This is a genomic window from Telmatospirillum siberiense, assembly GCF_002845745.1.
Lineage (GTDB): Bacteria > Pseudomonadota > Alphaproteobacteria > Rhodospirillales > Magnetospirillaceae > Telmatospirillum > Telmatospirillum siberiense.
In genome coordinates this window covers 16318-31903 of the sequence record NZ_PIUM01000018.1, presented here as the reverse complement: position 1 = coordinate 31903, position 15586 = coordinate 16318, and the positions used below count along the sequence as shown (strand labels likewise).

At 59.0% G+C, this 15586-nt stretch carries 15 protein-coding genes; 5 read left to right on the top strand and 10 right to left on the bottom strand.

The features are described 5' to 3' along the window. Nucleotides 1-167: 167 nt before the first annotated feature. Nucleotides 168-935: an exodeoxyribonuclease III gene (xth, locus tag CWS72_RS15270; protein ID WP_101251488.1), complete on the top strand. Its 768-nt coding sequence runs from the start codon at nt 168-170 to the stop codon at nt 933-935. A gap of 10 nt (nt 936-945) precedes the next feature. Here xth and CWS72_RS28625 read toward each other — a convergent pair whose 3' ends face one another. Further along, entirely contained in the window at nt 946-1074 is a 129-nt protein-coding gene (locus tag CWS72_RS28625; protein ID WP_274540604.1) for a hypothetical protein, read from the bottom strand. Between the two features lie 716 nt (nt 1075-1790). Here CWS72_RS28625 and CWS72_RS15265 point away from each other — a divergent pair. The 3 genes from CWS72_RS15265 (at nt 1791) to ilvD (ending at nt 6237) form a co-directional block, all read left to right on the top strand. Then, entirely contained in the window at nt 1791-2099 is a 309-nt protein-coding gene (locus tag CWS72_RS15265; protein WP_158240672.1) for an STAS domain-containing protein, read from the top strand. Between the two features lie 5 nt (nt 2100-2104). Next, complete coding sequence (locus CWS72_RS27835) at nt 2105-4189, top strand: methyl-accepting chemotaxis protein (RefSeq protein WP_158240671.1); 2085 nt, start codon at nt 2105-2107, stop codon at nt 4187-4189. Between the two features lie 191 nt (nt 4190-4380). After that, complete coding sequence (gene ilvD / locus CWS72_RS15255) at nt 4381-6237, top strand: dihydroxy-acid dehydratase (protein WP_101251485.1); 1857 nt, start codon at nt 4381-4383, stop codon at nt 6235-6237. Nucleotides 6238-6239: 2 nt separating this feature from the next. Here ilvD and CWS72_RS15250 read toward each other — a convergent pair whose 3' ends face one another. From CWS72_RS15250 to CWS72_RS15210, 9 genes are all read right to left on the bottom strand, one after another. Further along, entirely contained in the window at nt 6240-7115 is an 876-nt protein-coding gene (locus CWS72_RS15250; protein WP_241911741.1) for an ABC transporter ATP-binding protein, read from the bottom strand. Next, the gene (locus tag CWS72_RS15245) at nt 7091-7915 is read right to left on the bottom strand and encodes an ABC transporter permease (protein ID WP_199175704.1); all 825 of its coding nucleotides are present in this window, start codon (nt 7913-7915) and stop codon (nt 7091-7093) included. Before CWS72_RS15245 ends, CWS72_RS15250 begins: the two co-directional genes overlap by 25 nt. Before the next feature lie 34 nt (nt 7916-7949). Continuing rightward, nucleotides 7950-8921, bottom strand: a complete 972-nt coding sequence (locus CWS72_RS15240) for an ABC transporter substrate-binding protein (RefSeq protein ID WP_101251484.1) — start codon at nt 8919-8921, stop codon at nt 7950-7952. A gap of 109 nt (nt 8922-9030) precedes the next feature. Further along, entirely contained in the window at nt 9031-9351 is a 321-nt protein-coding gene (locus tag CWS72_RS15235; RefSeq protein ID WP_146002766.1) for a hypothetical protein, read from the bottom strand. Between the two features lie 273 nt (nt 9352-9624). Further along, nucleotides 9625-11073, bottom strand: a complete 1449-nt coding sequence (locus CWS72_RS15230) for a hypothetical protein (protein ID WP_101251482.1) — start codon at nt 11071-11073, stop codon at nt 9625-9627. Between the two features lie 308 nt (nt 11074-11381). Then, nucleotides 11382-12365, bottom strand: a complete 984-nt coding sequence (locus tag CWS72_RS15225; protein WP_101251562.1) for a Gfo/Idh/MocA family protein — start codon at nt 12363-12365, stop codon at nt 11382-11384. Between the two features lie 122 nt (nt 12366-12487). Beyond that, nucleotides 12488-12679 (bottom strand): hypothetical protein, encoded by a 192-nt coding sequence (locus CWS72_RS15220; RefSeq protein WP_101251481.1) that lies wholly within the window; start codon nt 12677-12679, stop codon nt 12488-12490. A gap of 132 nt (nt 12680-12811) precedes the next feature. After that, entirely contained in the window at nt 12812-13039 is a 228-nt protein-coding gene (locus CWS72_RS15215; protein WP_101251480.1) for a DUF3126 family protein, read from the bottom strand. 78 nt (nt 13040-13117) lie between these two features. Beyond that, nucleotides 13118-13939, bottom strand: coding sequence for a DUF3108 domain-containing protein (locus CWS72_RS15210; protein ID WP_101251479.1), 822 nt, complete (start codon nt 13937-13939; stop codon nt 13118-13120). A gap of 397 nt (nt 13940-14336) precedes the next feature. On the opposite strand from CWS72_RS15210, the gene urtA reads away from it, so the two are divergent. Beyond that, entirely contained in the window at nt 14337-15563 is a 1227-nt protein-coding gene (gene urtA / locus CWS72_RS15205; RefSeq protein WP_101251478.1) for an urea ABC transporter substrate-binding protein, read from the top strand. The last annotated feature ends 23 nt before the right edge of the window (nt 15564-15586 follow it).

Here is a 15586-nt window from a genome sequence, read left to right as displayed (position 1 = left end):
GGGCTTTCAAGCGCCATCTATCGGCAACGATGGTTTCCCTCTATACCAGGCAGGCCAGCCAGAAAGTCCGAACCATATCGGCAATCAAAAAGCTTGAAAATTACCGTTGAAAACCAAAATGGACGCTGACTGTAAACTGGTCTGAAAACGATAATGGAATCAATATATTGAAGATCGCCACCTGGAACGTCAATTCGGTAAAGGCCCGGCTTGGGGCGGTTCTGGACTGGCTGCAAACGGCCAAGCCCGATGTGCTCCTGTTGCAGGAAATCAAATGCGTCGACGCGGACTTCCCCAGACTGGAACTGGAAAGCCTGGGCTGGCATCTGGCGGTCAGGGGGCAGAAAACCTACAACGGCGTCGCAGTGCTCTCGCGGCTGCCGATCATCGAAGAGGTCCGGGAAATGGCGGGCGACGGCGGCGAAGCCCGCTATATCGAAGCCAAGCTGGCGAACGGCGTTCGCGTGGCATCGATCTATGTCCCGATGGGCCAATCCACCGAATCCGACCGTTTTCCGTTCAAGCTGGCTTTTTTGGACGCAGTGCGAGAACGGGCCCGACGGCTTATGGAGCTGGAGGAACCCTTCGTCCTCGGCGGCGACTACAATGTGGCGCCCGAGGAGGCCGATGTCTTCGACGTCCACGCCATGGAAGGCCAGGTGCTGTTCCATCCCGAGGAACGCCAGCGCTTCCGCCGCCTGCTCTACCTAGGCCTGACCGATGCCTTCCGCGCCTTCCACTCCGAGGCCCACTGCTATTCCTGGTGGGATTACCGGGCAGGTGCCTGGCAGCGCGATCTTGGCCTCAGGATCGACCATCTGCTGCTGTCGCCCCAAGCGGCGGACCGTTTGGTCGCCTCGGGCATCGACCGGGAACCGCGCGGTAGGGAGAAATGTTCGGATCACACCCCGGTCTGGTGCGAACTGAGCGATTAATCCCCTTTCGTCAGGACGCCTTGCGCCCCGCCGCGTTCAGATCGGCCTCGACCGCCGACACCTCCTTGTCGAGTTCGCCGGCATGAACATCGACGGTCTGAGAGGCATTGGCGATGCCCTGAACGGCCTCGGCTTTCAATTTCTGCTTATTGCTCTCGATAACCAGGGCCGTTCAGTGCTCGTTCTCTCTCTTCGTCACCCCCGCGAAAGCAGGGGGTCCATGCTGATGGAGAGAGTATCACTCCCGGGGAAACAACGGTGTTTATCCCAACCATGGATTCCCTGCTTTCGCGGGGATGACGGCAACAAAAATGAGCACTGAACAGCCCTGTCTCGATAACCGTCTCTTTAATCTGCCATGCGGAATAAGGATATTCTGCGACAAGACACAAGATCGTTAATATATGAGACAGAATAAATTTCCAATGAATTCGCATATTGCTTAGAAGAATCGTCGTTATGCTTCCGATTTTGCCGTTTAATTTTCATATATGACACACCGTCTCCAAGAATATTTAATTCAATATGGGATTGAATATTCTTGGTTGAAAATACAATCGCAATCATCTATTAAATGAATGCTACCCACAGAAAACGAATATAAAATAAAATTAATTCGACAAACATAAACGACATACAAATAAAATGTAGATTTAAAAATATATTTTGCAATATCTTAAGATATTGCTGCAGGAGCATGACTTGTGCATCACATTTATTTATTTGAAACAAAAATGAAACAAAACCTTCAAACGAATTTCACCCGGCCGGAACGGTCAACTTGCTTACTTTAGGCCCCGATCAGTTGCTTTTGGCGCGTTGCCACCAAAGCATATTCAATCGCGGAGTATCGTCGTGGATTACGACATCAGGGATACCGGCACTGTGCACGAGTTGGCGTTGCGCGGCCGGCTGACCTTTGACAGCAATGAAAGGTTCCGGACCATCGTCGATACCCTTACCGCCGGAAAACCGAGGTCTCTCAGAATCGACGTCTCGCAACTCGAATTCATCGACTCGGCCGGACTGGGCATGCTTCTGCTGTTGAAGGAAAGCCAAAGCGGCCCCGTCATCCTGCGTGCTCCACAGGGTCAAGTAAAACGGCTTCTGGCGGCGGCACGCTTCGACAGCCTGATGACGATCGAAGACGGGCAAGGGGCATGACGGCGATGAACGAGAACGCGCGAACGACCACCGTCGATTCCCTGCTGGGCGGCATGGCCGCCGCCAGGCGGACCGAGTGGCTTGCCGGAACAACCTGGCTGCGCATGTGGCAGGAAGGAAGCTTCCCCCTTTTGTCGAACATCACGGTCGGCCGACGCGTGCATCTGCTGTTGCTGGTGGCGTTGATCGCAGCGGCTGTTTTCGGCCTGGTTTCGCTACAGGGGGAACACAAGATCTCGCAAGCCATGGCCGAGCAGGACTCCTACCGGCGGCAGGGTGATCTGGTCGCCGATGTGCGGGCCGAGGCTCTGGCCATGCAGACGCTTGAACAGGAATTTCTGCGCACGCGCCAACCCGAGATGGCCGAAGCGCATCGCCACTCCGCCGCAAAAATGACAGCCTATGTCAAGGAGCTGGCCGTCCTGCCCACCGCGCGGCCCGTCGCGCGCGACGTCGAGGTCCTGTCCAAGGAACTGGAGGCCTTGTCGCAGCAGTTCGAAACCGTGGTGGCGACCGAGGAAAAGCTGGGACTGACTGAGGATTCCGGGCTGCGCGGCGCGCTCCGCAAGTCGGTCAAGGCCATGGAGGACGAACTCAAGGTCTGGCCCAATCTCGATGCCCTGTGGAACAAGATGCTGGGCATGCGTCAGGCCGAGAAGGATTTCATGCTCTATGGCGGGGACGAACATCTCGGCAAACATCGCAAATTCAGCATGGAGTTCGATCTGAAAATCGACGGCTCCGGCTTGCCCGCCTCGACCGCCGAGGGTTTCCGCACTCTCCTCACCACCTACACCGCCGACATGGCCGCCTTCGCCGAGACCTCGACCGACCTCGGCATCCAGGTCGATGAACTGCGCGGGCATATGAACAAACTGAAACCGCAGATCAGTACGCTGTTCGGCTATGCCCGCGATGGTTCCGCCCGGGCCAGCGAGGAACAGACGGAAACCCGCGCGGCCATTGGACGTCAAACCGGAATGGCGGGCGCTCTCGCTCTGCTCGCCTTCTTCCTGATGTCGCTGATGTTATCGCGCAGCATCGTCGCCCCCTTGCGGCTGATCGAAAAGACCATGCGCCGCCTGGTCGGGGGCGAGCATGCAGTGGCGGTACCCGGCACCGAACGCAAAGACGAGATCGGCGACATGGCCCGCGCGGTCGGCGTCTTCAAGGAAAACGCCCTGGCCATGGTGGCGCTGCAAAAGGATCACGACACCCTGATGCGCCGCGCCGAAGCCGAAAAACGCACCGCCATGGCCGATCTCGCCGATCAGTTCGAAAACACGGTCAGCAGCGTCGTCGAAAAGGTATCGCACGGCACGCTCACCATCGCCGATACCGCGCGGCGCATGGCCAACCGCGTCAGCCACAGCGGCGAAAGCCGATCGCTTCTGGTGGCGGAAGCGGCCGTAAAGGCCGACGACAGCGTCCGGGCGGCGCGTGAGGCCGCCGAGGAACTGGCAGGATCGATCAGCGAGGTCACCGGCCTGATCGGCGAATCGGCAGCGATTTCCAAGGTCGGAGAACAGGAACTGCAACACGTCGATCACCGGGTGGCGGAGTTGACTGTTGCCGCCAGGGAAATCGGCGTGGTTCTCGAACTGATCGCCAAGATCGCCCAGCAGACCAACATGCTGGCCTTGAACGCCACCATCGAAGCGGCGCGCGCGGGCGAAGCCGGCCGCGGATTCGCCGTCGTGGCCGGCGAGGTCAAACATCTGGCCGATCAAACGGCGCAAGCCACCGGCAAGATCAGCGAGCAGATCCACTCGATCCGGCATGCCGCCGACGGTACGGCGCAGATGGTGGAGAACATTGGGGCGACCATTCGTCGCATGGCCGAAATCACCGCTTCGGTCAACGAGGCGATGACCCGGCAGTCCGCCGCCACCGGACGCATTGGACACTGCGTCGACATCGTCAGCGAAGACAGCCGGACGGTGGCCGATGGCGTGGTCGAGGTCACCCAGTCGGCGGCCAGCTATTGCGGCTCGGCCATTCGCGTCCTGTGGGCCGCCAACGACCTGAGCGCGCCGGTGCAGACCCTGCGCCAGGAGGTCGAGGCGTTCCTGGCCAGGGTCCGGGCTTAGAAAAAGGGCGATTCAGATTTTGAGGGCGCGAAAGCGCGCAGCAGTCTCAGCCTGCAAGTCAGACGGTATTTCTGACGACTTCCATCCCGCGGCGCCCCTTTGACGAAATTTTGTCTCTTCTCTTCCCCTCGGGCGGTCATATCGTTATGTTCTGCGAACATTTCTCCTGTTGAACTTCAAGGATTCCGGTCATGCCCGAATATCGCTCCCGTACTTCCACCCATGGTCGCAACATGGCCGGCGCGCGTGGACTATGGCGAGCCACCGGCATGAAGGATGGCGATTTCGGCAAGCCCATCATCGCCATCGCCAATTCCTTCACCCAATTCGTTCCCGGCCATGTGCATCTCAAGGATCTGGGCCAGATGGTCGCCCGCGAGATCGAAGCGGTCGGCGGCGTCGCCAAGGAGTTCAATACCATCGCGGTCGATGACGGAATCGCCATGGGCCATTCCGGAATGCTCTATTCGCTGCCGTCGCGCGAATTGATCGCCGATGCCGTCGAATATATGGTCAACGCCCATTGCGCCGACGCCCTGGTCTGCATCTCCAACTGCGACAAGATCACACCCGGCATGCTGATGGCCTCGTTGCGCCTCAACATTCCGACGGTGTTCGTCTCGGGCGGCCCGATGGAGGCCGGCAAGGTGACGGTGGGCGGCAAGGTCCATGCCGTCGATCTGATCGACGCGATGATCGTCGCCGCCGACGACAAGGTCAGCGACTCCGACGTCGCCGAATATGAGCGATCCTCCTGTCCGACCTGCGGCTCCTGCTCCGGCATGTTCACCGCCAATTCGATGAACTGCCTGACCGAGGCGCTCGGCCTGTCGCTGCCCGGCAACGGCACCCTGGTCGCCACCCACGCCGACCGCCGCGAGCTGTTCCTGGAAGCCGGCCGGCTGGCCGTCAGCCTGGCCAAGCGCTATTACGAGCAGAACGACGACTCCGTGCTGCCCCGCTCGATAGCCTCCTTCAAGGCCTTCGAAAACGCCATGACGCTCGACATCGCCATGGGCGGATCGACCAACACCGTGCTGCATCTCCTGGCCGCCGCCCAGGAAGGCGGTGTCGACTTCACCATGGCCGACATCGACCGGCTGTCACGCCGGGTGCCACACCTGTGCAAGGTGGCCCCCAGCGTCGCCGACATTCACGTCGAGGACGTGCATCATGCGGGCGGCATCATGGCGATCCTGGGCGAACTGGACCGGGCCGGCCTTTTGAACCGGGACGTCCCCACCGTCCATAAGCCGAGCCTGGGCGAGGCCCTGGCGCAATGGGACGTGTGCCAATCGAAGGCCCCCGCCGTCAAAACCTTCTTCCAGGCGGCGCCCGGCGGCGTCCGAACCACCGAGGCCTTCAGCCAGTCCGCCCGCTTCGAAGACCTGGACGACAACCGTCAAACGGGCGTGATCCGCGACCTCGATCATGCTTACAGCAAGGATGGCGGCCTGGCCGTACTCTACGGCAATATCGCCCTCGACGGATGCATCGTCAAAACCGCCGGCGTCGACAAGAGCAACCTGGTGTTCTCCGGCCCCGCCGTGATCTGCGAAAGCCAGGAAGAGGCCGTGGCCAAGATCCTGGGGGGCGACGTCAAGGAAGGCGATGTCGTGCTGATCCGCTACGAGGGGCCGAAGGGCGGTCCCGGCATGCAGGAAATGCTCTATCCCACCAGCTATCTGAAGAGCCGGCATCTCGGCAAGGCCTGCGCCCTGATCACCGACGGACGGTTCTCGGGCGGCACCTCCGGCCTGTCGATCGGCCATGTCTCGCCGGAAGCCGCCGAAGGCGGGGCCATCGGACTGGTCGAATCGGGCGATATCATCGAAATCGACATTCCCCACCGGAAGATCGGCGTCAAACTGACGGACGAGCAACTGGCCGCCCGCCGCGCCGCCATGGAAGCCAAAGGGGCCAAGGCCTGGAAACCGGTCTCCCGGCAACGTCAGGTCTCGCAGGCGCTGCGCGCCTATGCGGCGCTCACCACCAGTGCGTCCAAGGGGGCCGTCCGCGACGTCAGCCAGGTCGAACGGGCCGACTAACCTCAATCGCCGGTCGGGAGCAGACCCTCGGAACGGGTCTGCTCCTCCATCACCAGTTGGGAAAGCTCTCGTTTCAACCGGTTGAAGTCGCTACTGCTGGGATCGCGCGGATGGGCCAGATCGACCATGAGATCGCGCTTGATCGTACCCGGACGATAGGTCATCACCACGACCCGGTCCGACAGATAGAGCGATTCTTCGATCGAATGCGTCACGAAGACGATGGTCTTGCCGAATTCCTGCCAGATCCGTAGCAATTCGTCCTGAAGCGTCCGCCGGGTCAGGGAATCGAGCGCACCGAAAGGTTCATCCATCAGCATGATCGGAGAATCGAGGGCCAGGATACGGGCGATGGCCACTCTCTGGCGCATGCCCCCGGATAAATCCTTCGGATAGCGATCGCGAAACTCGGCCAGCCGCAATTTCGCCAGCAACATCTCGACCCTCGCCGCGGCCTCCGCCTTCGGCACGCCCTTGACGTCAAGGCCAAAGGAAATGTTCTTCGCCACGCTCATCCAGGGGAACAGGGCATATTCCTGAAAAACCATGCCGCGGTCGGGTCCCGGGCCGCTGACCGCCCGCCCGTCGACCAGGAGTTGCCCGGACGTGGGGACCTCGAAGCCGGCAATGGCATTCAGCAGGGTCGATTTTCCGCACCCCGACGGCCCGAGCAAACTGACGAACTGCCCCGCCGGGATGTCCAGATCGATATCTTTCAAGGCTTCGACCAGACCGCGAGGAAACACCTTGCCAAGCCCACGGATGCTGATCTGCGCCTGTGCGTCCGCCGGATAAAGAGATATCTGGCGACCCTTCGTCATGATCAAACCGGATCCGGTATCGGTCATCACCGTCAACTTTCCAGGCCGCGATGCCATTTGAGCAAAATCCGGCTGAGGGAATTCATCGCCACATCGATGCCCAGGCCAAGGATGCCGATGGAAAACATCCCGGCGATGATCTTGTCGGACCAGAAATATTCCCGAGCCTCCAGAATGCGGAAACCGAGTCCGCTGTTCACCGCGATCATCTCCGAAACGATGACCACGATGAAGGCGGTTCCCATGCCGATCCTCGCGCCGGTCAGAATGTAGGGCATGGCGGCCGGCAACATGATGCGGGTGAACATGGTCCAGGGGCGCACGCCCAGATTGCGCGCCGCCCGGATATAGATCCCATCGACGGTCTGTACGCCGGTGATGGTGTTCATCAGCATGGGAAAGAAGGCGCCGATGGAAATGAGGAAGATCGCCGGGGGATTGCCCAGACCGAACCACAGGATCGACAGGGGAATGAAGGCGATCGGCGGAATCGGCCGCAGGATCTGCACCAGGGGATTGAACAGGCTGAAAACGCGCCGATTGGCCCCCATCAGCAGACCGAGCGGCAATGCCAGCCCGCCCCCGATGGCAAATCCGCCGAAAACCCGCATCAGACTGGCCACCGCGTCAGCCGGCAACTCGCCCGAAAAAACCCAGGCGAGCCATGAGCCCTCCGCCGGACGATAAGCCTCCAGCGGCGCCAGATAGGCCCACCAGCGCTCGATCACGGCGATGGGGGACGGCAAGATCTGACTGTTGACGACCCCCAGCGATGCCAGACCCTGCCAGAAAGCGACAACCAGGACGGGGACGGCCACGCCGCGCAACAGACCCCGCCACCATCCGCGCCGCATCATTTCATCCGCCCTCGCTGTTAACAGGTCAGATCTATTACTTGACCCCCGCCGCCGCCTTGGCCTTGGCGAGCAGGTCGAGCTTGACCCAATCCTCCGCCTTCGGCGGGCTGCTCATCCGGCCCACACCATATTTGACCATCAGATCGGTGGTGATTTGCACATGTTCGATGGGCAGATCGTAAGTGAAAGCCGCGTTGCCCATGGCGTCCCGGTAGTCATCGTCGGAGATCTGGCCCTTAAACATCTGGGTGCGCACATAGCCCATGGACAGTTGGGAATTGGATAAAAAAGTCGCCGTCGCCTCGACGAAGCAATTCATCAGGCGCTGGGCGACATCCGGCTTTTCCTTATAAAGTTTTTCGGTAATCACCAGCACACGGATGGGTTCGCCCATCGCCGTGTCGTAAGGCTTGTTGATCTCCAGACCGAATCCCTTGTTGATCGCCTGGGAAGACTGCGGCTCGGATTGGCTCATGGCGTCGATCTCCTTGGACATCAGCGCCTGATTGAGATCGGCGTAAGGCAGATAGACGATCTGCACATCCTTGCCCGGCTTGTCCGACCAAGTGAGATCGTATTTGGCCAATTCGGCGAACAGCAGCAATTCCTGGGCTCCGCCGCGCGGAACCCCGACTTTTCGCCCTTTCAGCTCCGCGATGCTTTTCAAGCCGAGGTCGGTGCGCCCGACAATCCGGGCGCCCCCCTTGGCGAAACCGGCGACGGCATAAATGCCGGCCCCGCCGGCCCGCCCCGCGATGGCGGCGTCGAGCGCGCTGGCCGCGACGTCGATTTCGCCGGCGACGATCGCCGGCATGATGTCGATGCCCTTGGGAAAGACCTTTTCCTCAATCTTCAACGAATATTTTCCGGCGATTTCCTTCATGTAGGAAACGGCGCCGTAATGGGCGAACTTCAAATTGCCCAGGCGAACCACATCCTCGGCCCGTGCAGCCGGAACGATCGACAAAATGAAGAGAACACCCGCAATGAGGCGAATGGACTGCATCGTTTGGCTCCCCGTGACGTTTTTTTGTTTTCCTATTGCCTATCGACAACAGGTTGGGGGCCGAACGGTAAATAACAAGACAGCGGCGCCGACGTAATTTATCTATCGATCACAGACCTATCTTCCGATGATAAGGCTCGATTCCCTGTCGATGGGCGAGGCTGCTGATGATCAGCTTGGACAGGGGATAGGTCGACACTATAAAAGCCAGATGACTGGCCTTGTCATTCTGGTCGATGACACGGGCCACGGCCTCCACCCCGGCTTCCGTTTCGACCCTGCCATCCCCCCCTATCGGATAAAGGGTGATTCGGATGTCGCCCGGGGCAACGCCGCCGACCGTCTCCAATCTGATCGTCCGCAAGGTGGCATCGAGCACCCGGACCATGCGTCCGCCGATCATCACCATCAGATCGAGTTTCCGCGGCACATTTAAGTAACGTCCGCGACGAATATTGCCTTCCTTAATCATAAGGCGATAATAACAGCAGGAAGAACAGCTACAAACACATTATTTGTAAATGTACTGTATATTAATTATTTAATTTTGAAAATTAAAATGCGTATATTGATATCTTATGCATCAAAAATAAATGCACATGATTCACTCATACCAGCGAGCCGGACTCGGATTTTGGAAAAATAAAGAGCCTCTCGCGCCTGGCGACTGCCGAAACGACATGCCGGCACAGATCAGAGAAGATCAATTGGAGGCCGGGGCGTTCCTGGGAAGCTGGAAGGAAGGAGGAAGCGGCTCCTTGCGCCCGACCAGAGTGGCCAGTTCGTCGATTTCCTTGAGCCGCGCATCCAGATAATCCTTGAGATCCTGGTCGGCGCCATTCAATGCCACGAAAATCTCTTTCGCCCGCTGTGGCGAGATAGCCTTCGCCGCCATCGCGTGACCAAGCTTCGCCTTGACGATCTCGGGCTGCACCATGCCCAACAGCGTCAGGCCGTAGCGATTGGGAAAGGATTTGATGATGGCGTACATGTCATTGGGCGCCAAACCGGAAAACAGCCATTTGAGCGCCTGCACGTCATTGCGCAGAATGGTGTGGTGCAAAACGGTATTGCCTTCGACGTCCTGCTGGAGCAGCAAGGAAAGCAACGGATTGCAAGGCGCCGGAGAAGCCTTGTCGACCACCAGATCCTTGCGGACCGTTTCACCGCGAAAGGTCGTGCGCATGGCCAGATTGTCGTTATGCAACAGGCTCGATATCTTGCGCATATGATTGTGCTTGCCGGCGAACAATGCCTTGAACAGCACATTCTCGCCCCGTTTATCGCGCCGCAGCAGCTTTTTCGCCAGATAGGCCTGGCCATAGCTCTTCCGGGTGGCGACGTCGGGCGCGCCCATCGAATTGACCGTCTCGGCCGTATTATGGATCAGAAGCCGCATCAGGTCGTCGAACATGGCGTGATTGGCAATGGAGATCAGCTTGAAGAAGGCAGTCCCCCCCTGCTCCACATCCACATATTCGAAAAACAACCGACATGTCGCGGCGCGCAAGGTGATATCGGCCTGCGGCTGCACCGCCTGATGCAGGACGTGCTGGGACAGCAACCCCCGATTATCCTCGATGTCGCTGGTGAAGATCATCGTCATCAGATGGTTGCGTTGCGCCTGATCCTTGGATCGCTCGTTGATGGCCCCTTCGATATTCTCGATGGAAAGATGTTTCGTCTGAATGAGCGCGTTCAACGATTGCCACCGGGGCGCCGGCAGCAACATCTTGGATAGCGGTGATATTCCAAGCCGATTTCGACGGGAGAAATCGATGTCCATCGCCAGCAGGGTGCGGGCGATTTTCAGGGTCGACACCCCTTCATGCTCCCGCAAGGTATCGGCCAGATAGTGCCAGATTCCGTTCCCGTTGGTGTCTTCCGAATTCAGAAAATTGAAAATACGGGCTTCCTGATCCGTTTCCTTCCAATGGGTCAGGACCGTCTCGAATATGGCAGCCGATTCGACGACATGGTTCTGCATCAGACGGAACTGCAGATAAGTCTCACCGTTTTCGCCCCGCGCTTCGTAAAGACGATCGGAGTGGTCGCGGAATTTGATCCACTGCACGAAAAAATAACCGAACTTCCCGGAAACCTTGGCTTGGCGGGCGGTTATATCCTCATGAATGTCTGCAACGGTGCGCATTCAGAAATCTCTGACGGGCTGCAAGGGCGCCAACCGATCCTTCAAGGCATGATCTCTGGGTCGAGAGCGTAAGGGAGCGTCCCGACGGGTTAGTCACCATGGTTGAGGCGGCATAATATGTCAATTAACAATAGGAATACCCCGGTCTGATTCGAGGAAATTTCCACGCCTTATCAAAGTGCTGATTGTTATTTTGGCAATATTTTATACAAATTATCATGTCTTGCGCCGTGGCGTTTCCAAAGATCGAACGCCTTGCAACCCGCCGCTCTCAAGCAAGAGCAAGGCGAGGAAACGGCTTGCGGTTTTTATAAATACGCCCCGCTGAGGATGGTTTCGACCACCCAGGCCGTGCGGGCCGCCGACACCCCCTGACTGGGACAAACCCCCTTGCCGTTCAACTCGTCGACGATGGTCTGGATCAGCGGTTGCTGGACATGCGGCGGATTGACGATGGGGAATTCGGTCACCTGTCCCGCCCTTATCAAACGGATCGGCGCGAAGGAGAAGGGATGGAAGACGATCGATCCCTCCGTTCCAATGATTTCATTGCTTTCGGCATTCCTTTCCGCAGCGAAACACCAGGTACCGCTTCCCCTCACCCCCGATTCGAAGGCATAGCTCGCCGTCACCGTATCAGGCGGAGTATAAGCCCCCACCCGGTTGACCGGGAATCCCCTCGCCTCGATCACCGGGCCGAAAAGAAAATCGAGGAGGTCGAAATTATGACAAACGGTATCGAAGAAGATGCCTCCTCCGCAAAAGACCGGATCGAGCCGCCACGGCAAAGCGCCACCAGCAATGTCGGCAGCGGGGGGTAGCCGCTCCAAAAAAGAGGTCGACACCGCACAGACCCGTCCAATCCGTCCCTCGTCCAAAAGCTCCTTGACCTTCAACAAGTAAGGCATGGCCCGCCGGTAATAGGCGACGAACACCGGCACCCCATGGCTGCGGCAGGTGGTCACCATCTCGATGCACTGCCCATAGGTCATCGCCATCGGTTTCTCGACATAGACCGCCTTGCCCGCCTTGGCGCAACGCAAGACATAATCGTGATGGGAATCGGGCCTGGTCGCGATATAGACGGCGTCGATATCCTTCGCGGCGATGATATCCTCGGCATCCGCATGCCAGCGGGGCACCCCGTGGCGACGGGCATAATCGCGGGCCCGATCGGCATCGCGCCGCATCACGGCGACGAGCGTCGAGTTGTCGGCCTTTTGGAAAGCGGGGCCACTCTTCACTTCCGTGACGTCGCCGCAGCCGATGATTCCCCACCGGATGGTTTTCATGGTCCCCATTTCCTCCGAAAACTGGCCGATATCTGAGATAACCGGTTAGTTAAAAACTACTATTCAGTGGGAGGATGGCCGAGGTAAAGACGGAAAGCGAGATGATTTGAGAAAAACGGAGGTCAGGCGTCTACGCCGCCGTCGCCACCGTTTCCGCCGAACAGCATTTCCAGGCCCACGAGGGCCAGAATGACATATTTCAGCTTCCACAGAATCCACAGAAGCAAGGCGGCGCCACCGGCGATCACCAGTGGCACCTGCAACCCCAGATGGACGAGTCCGGCAAGAAACAGCAGGACGGCGAACGACTTCATCGCGAATTCCCTCAATGCGGCGGATGACTGGTGGTTCGAATTCTGACGGATGGCATGGTCACCATCCGTCAGAATTCGAACACTGGGGCCTGTCGTCGATTATCCTATGGATTTCCGACAACCGGAAATCGGTCACTTGACCTTGGCGAGCGTCGGCAAATCCTCCTCCAGGATGGTCATCATCAGGGAATAGGACACCTCGCCCTCGTCGTCGTCGCGATGGAGCACGCCGATGAATTCCCCGCCGACGCTGACCTCTATCGGGCCGCCGCGCTTCTTGGGGGGGACGATGCGAATGGTGGAATTACCGAAAGTGGCGTTGAGATAAGCCTCAACGCGGGCGATCTCGCTCGGGTTCATGACAGAAAGCTCACGGAAATGGACAGAAAAACCTAACGGGGCTCTGTTATTTGTTCGCCGCGCGAAAAAAGCAAGGCTTTACGACGGCGGGCAGGGAAGGACGCCACGGCACGAGGCATGCAACCCGATAACCGTCTCCGCGGTGAAGGTCGTCGTCGATATCTTGACCGGCAGGCCGATATCTCGTCCGACGAAAACGTTGAAACCGGCATTTTTCCAGAAATCCATGGCGCGGGGCCGGAAGCCGTACAGCGGATTCATCACCGCCTTGAGGTCGAGCGTATCATATGTTTTGCCACCGATATCGTGGGAACCGGGCCCCACCGCCTCGACCGCGAGATCATAGCGGCGCCGGCCATCGAATACGGCGAGGACAAAGGTCTTTTCTCCCGCCATGCCACGTCGCCCCATCTCGAACAAGGCCGTCACCGGATCGAGCACGTGGTGACGCGCCTCCTCCGGAACAGGCGGATCGAGATCATCGGGATCAGCGGGAGCCAGGGAAGCATCGTTTCGCCGCTCATCATCCACCAGTTTCTCGGCCGTTTCGCCCTCATCGACGAAACGCATCTCGATGCGGCGGTTCTTCTCCCTGGAACTGCTCACCTGGCTGAAAGTGAGGGGGCGGAAACCGGTCGGCGTGACCGTCCCCCAACTGTCGGAATCGACCAGCAGCCTAGTCATCCAATGCGTCATGCCATGGGTGAGAATGGATAAATGACCGTGATAACGGCCATCCTGCTGCTCGGCAACGAAGGAGATCTCGGCGGCATCAAGACCGCCGCAATAGGCTTGAAAACTTAAGCTCTCGGGCTCGGCGGCCCGACCTGAGCCGCACGCCCCCAACCACACCAGCAGAGAAAACATCGCCGTCGGACGGCGCAGATCAAACTGCCTCATCTGACTCCTGACGCTCGTTCCCTTGAGGCTTCGGGGCGAAATAAGCGCTCCGGAGCCTCAAGGGCGATATGCCGTCCACGCCTCCGGCTTCGGCGGCGCGTCATCACATCACATCATGACCTCTCGTCACTATTTCAACTCTCCCTGCACTATTTGGATAGTTGAAGCCCGCACAGGAAAAACCTGCGCGGACCGCTTCGATAAACCGCCCATTTTTTGGGCATCTGCTCTCCGTAACAGCATCAAATCACACCATGGTTTCCCCCTTCCCCTGTCGCGGGTTTCCCCCTTCCCCTGTCGCGCCCCGATGCCACCGATAATTTCAGGCGCCCCGCCGCGTCTGGCCCATAAATTGCGTAACAGCAGGCATTCTTAATGGCTTCCAAGGAAGACACCCATGAAACTGATGCGAGCAATTGCCGGGGTTGGCGCGATTATCGCGGCTACCGTTTCCTCTCACGCGGTGGGGGCCGCCGAGGACACCATCAAAGTCGGTGTGCTTCATTCCCTTTCCGGCACCATGGCGATCAGCGAGACGACGCTGAAGGACACGGTCCTGATGATGGTCGACGACATCAACAAGAAGGGCGGCCTGTTGGGCAGGAAGGTGGAGGCCGTCGTCGTCGACCCGGCTTCGAACTGGCCGTTGTTCGCGGAAAAGGCCCACGAGCTTCTGGAAAAGGACAAGGTCGCGGTGGTCTTCGGCTGCTGGACATCGGTCTCGCGCAAGTCGGTGCTGCCCGTCTTCGAGCAGGACAACGGCCTCTTGTTCTACCCCGTCCAATACGAGGGCGAAGAGGAATCGAAAAACGTCTTCTATACCGGCGCAGCGCCCAACCAGCAGGCGATCCCGGCCGTCGAATATCTGATGAGCAAGGACGGCGGCGGCGCCAAGCGGTGGGTGCTGGAAGGCACCGATTACGTCTATCCGCGCACCACCAACACCATTCTCCGCGCCTTCCTGCATTCGAAGGGCGTCGCCGACGAAGACATCCTTGAGAATTACACGCCCTTCGGCTTCTCCGATTGGCAGACCGAGGTTTCCAAGATCAAGCAGTTCGCCTCGGCCGGCAAGAAGACCGCCGTGGTCTCGACCATCAACGGCGACGCCAATGTCCCCTTCTACAAGGAACTGGCCAACCAGGGCATCAAGGCCTCCGACATCCCCGTGGTCGCCTTCTCGGTCGGCGAAGAGGAACTGGCCGGCATCGACACCAAGAATCTGGTCGGCCATCTGGCCGCCTGGAACTACTTCGAATCCATCAAGACCCCTGAAAACGCTGCCTTTATCAAGCAGTGGCACGCCTTCGTGAAGAACGACAAGCGCACCACCAACGATCCGATGGAAGCCACCTACATCGGCTTCAAGATGTGGACCCAGGCGGTGACCAAGGCCGGCACCACCAATGTCGACGCGGTGCGGACCGCGATGATCGGCCAGACGGTGAAAAACCTGACCGGCGGAACCGCGGTGATGAACGAAAACCACCACCTGTCCAAGCCGGTGATGATCGGCGAGATCAAGCCGAACGCGCAGTTCAGCGTGGTCTGGAAAACCAAGGACGTGGTCAAGGGCGAACCCTGGAGCCCCTTCATCGCCGGCGGCAAACCGGCCGCCCAGTAGAAAAACGTGATGCTCCCCCGGGG

Coding starts and splice junctions, on each gene's coding strand:
- CWS72_RS27835 (WP_158240671.1), top strand. CDS start 2,105: ATGAACGAGAACGCGCGAACGACCACCGTCGATTCCCTGCTGGGCGGC.
- ilvD (WP_101251485.1), top strand. CDS start 4,381: ATGCCCGAATATCGCTCCCGTACTTCCACCCATGGTCGCAACATGGCC.
- CWS72_RS15250 (WP_241911741.1), bottom strand. CDS start 7,115: ATGGCATCGCGGCCTGGAAAGTTGACGGTGATGACCGATACCGGATCC.
- CWS72_RS15245 (WP_199175704.1), bottom strand. CDS start 7,915: ATGATGCGGCGCGGATGGTGGCGGGGTCTGTTGCGCGGCGTGGCCGTC.
- CWS72_RS15240 (WP_101251484.1), bottom strand. CDS start 8,921: ATGCAGTCCATTCGCCTCATTGCGGGTGTTCTCTTCATTTTGTCGATC.
- CWS72_RS15230 (WP_101251482.1), bottom strand. CDS start 11,073: ATGCGCACCGTTGCAGACATTCATGAGGATATAACCGCCCGCCAAGCC.
- CWS72_RS15225 (WP_101251562.1), bottom strand. CDS start 12,365: ATGAAAACCATCCGGTGGGGAATCATCGGCTGCGGCGACGTCACGGAA.
- CWS72_RS15220 (WP_101251481.1), bottom strand. CDS start 12,679: ATGAAGTCGTTCGCCGTCCTGCTGTTTCTTGCCGGACTCGTCCATCTG.
- CWS72_RS15215 (WP_101251480.1), bottom strand. CDS start 13,039: ATGAACCCGAGCGAGATCGCCCGCGTTGAGGCTTATCTCAACGCCACT.
- CWS72_RS15210 (WP_101251479.1), bottom strand. CDS start 13,939: ATGAGGCAGTTTGATCTGCGCCGTCCGACGGCGATGTTTTCTCTGCTG.
- urtA (WP_101251478.1), top strand. CDS start 14,337: ATGAAACTGATGCGAGCAATTGCCGGGGTTGGCGCGATTATCGCGGCT.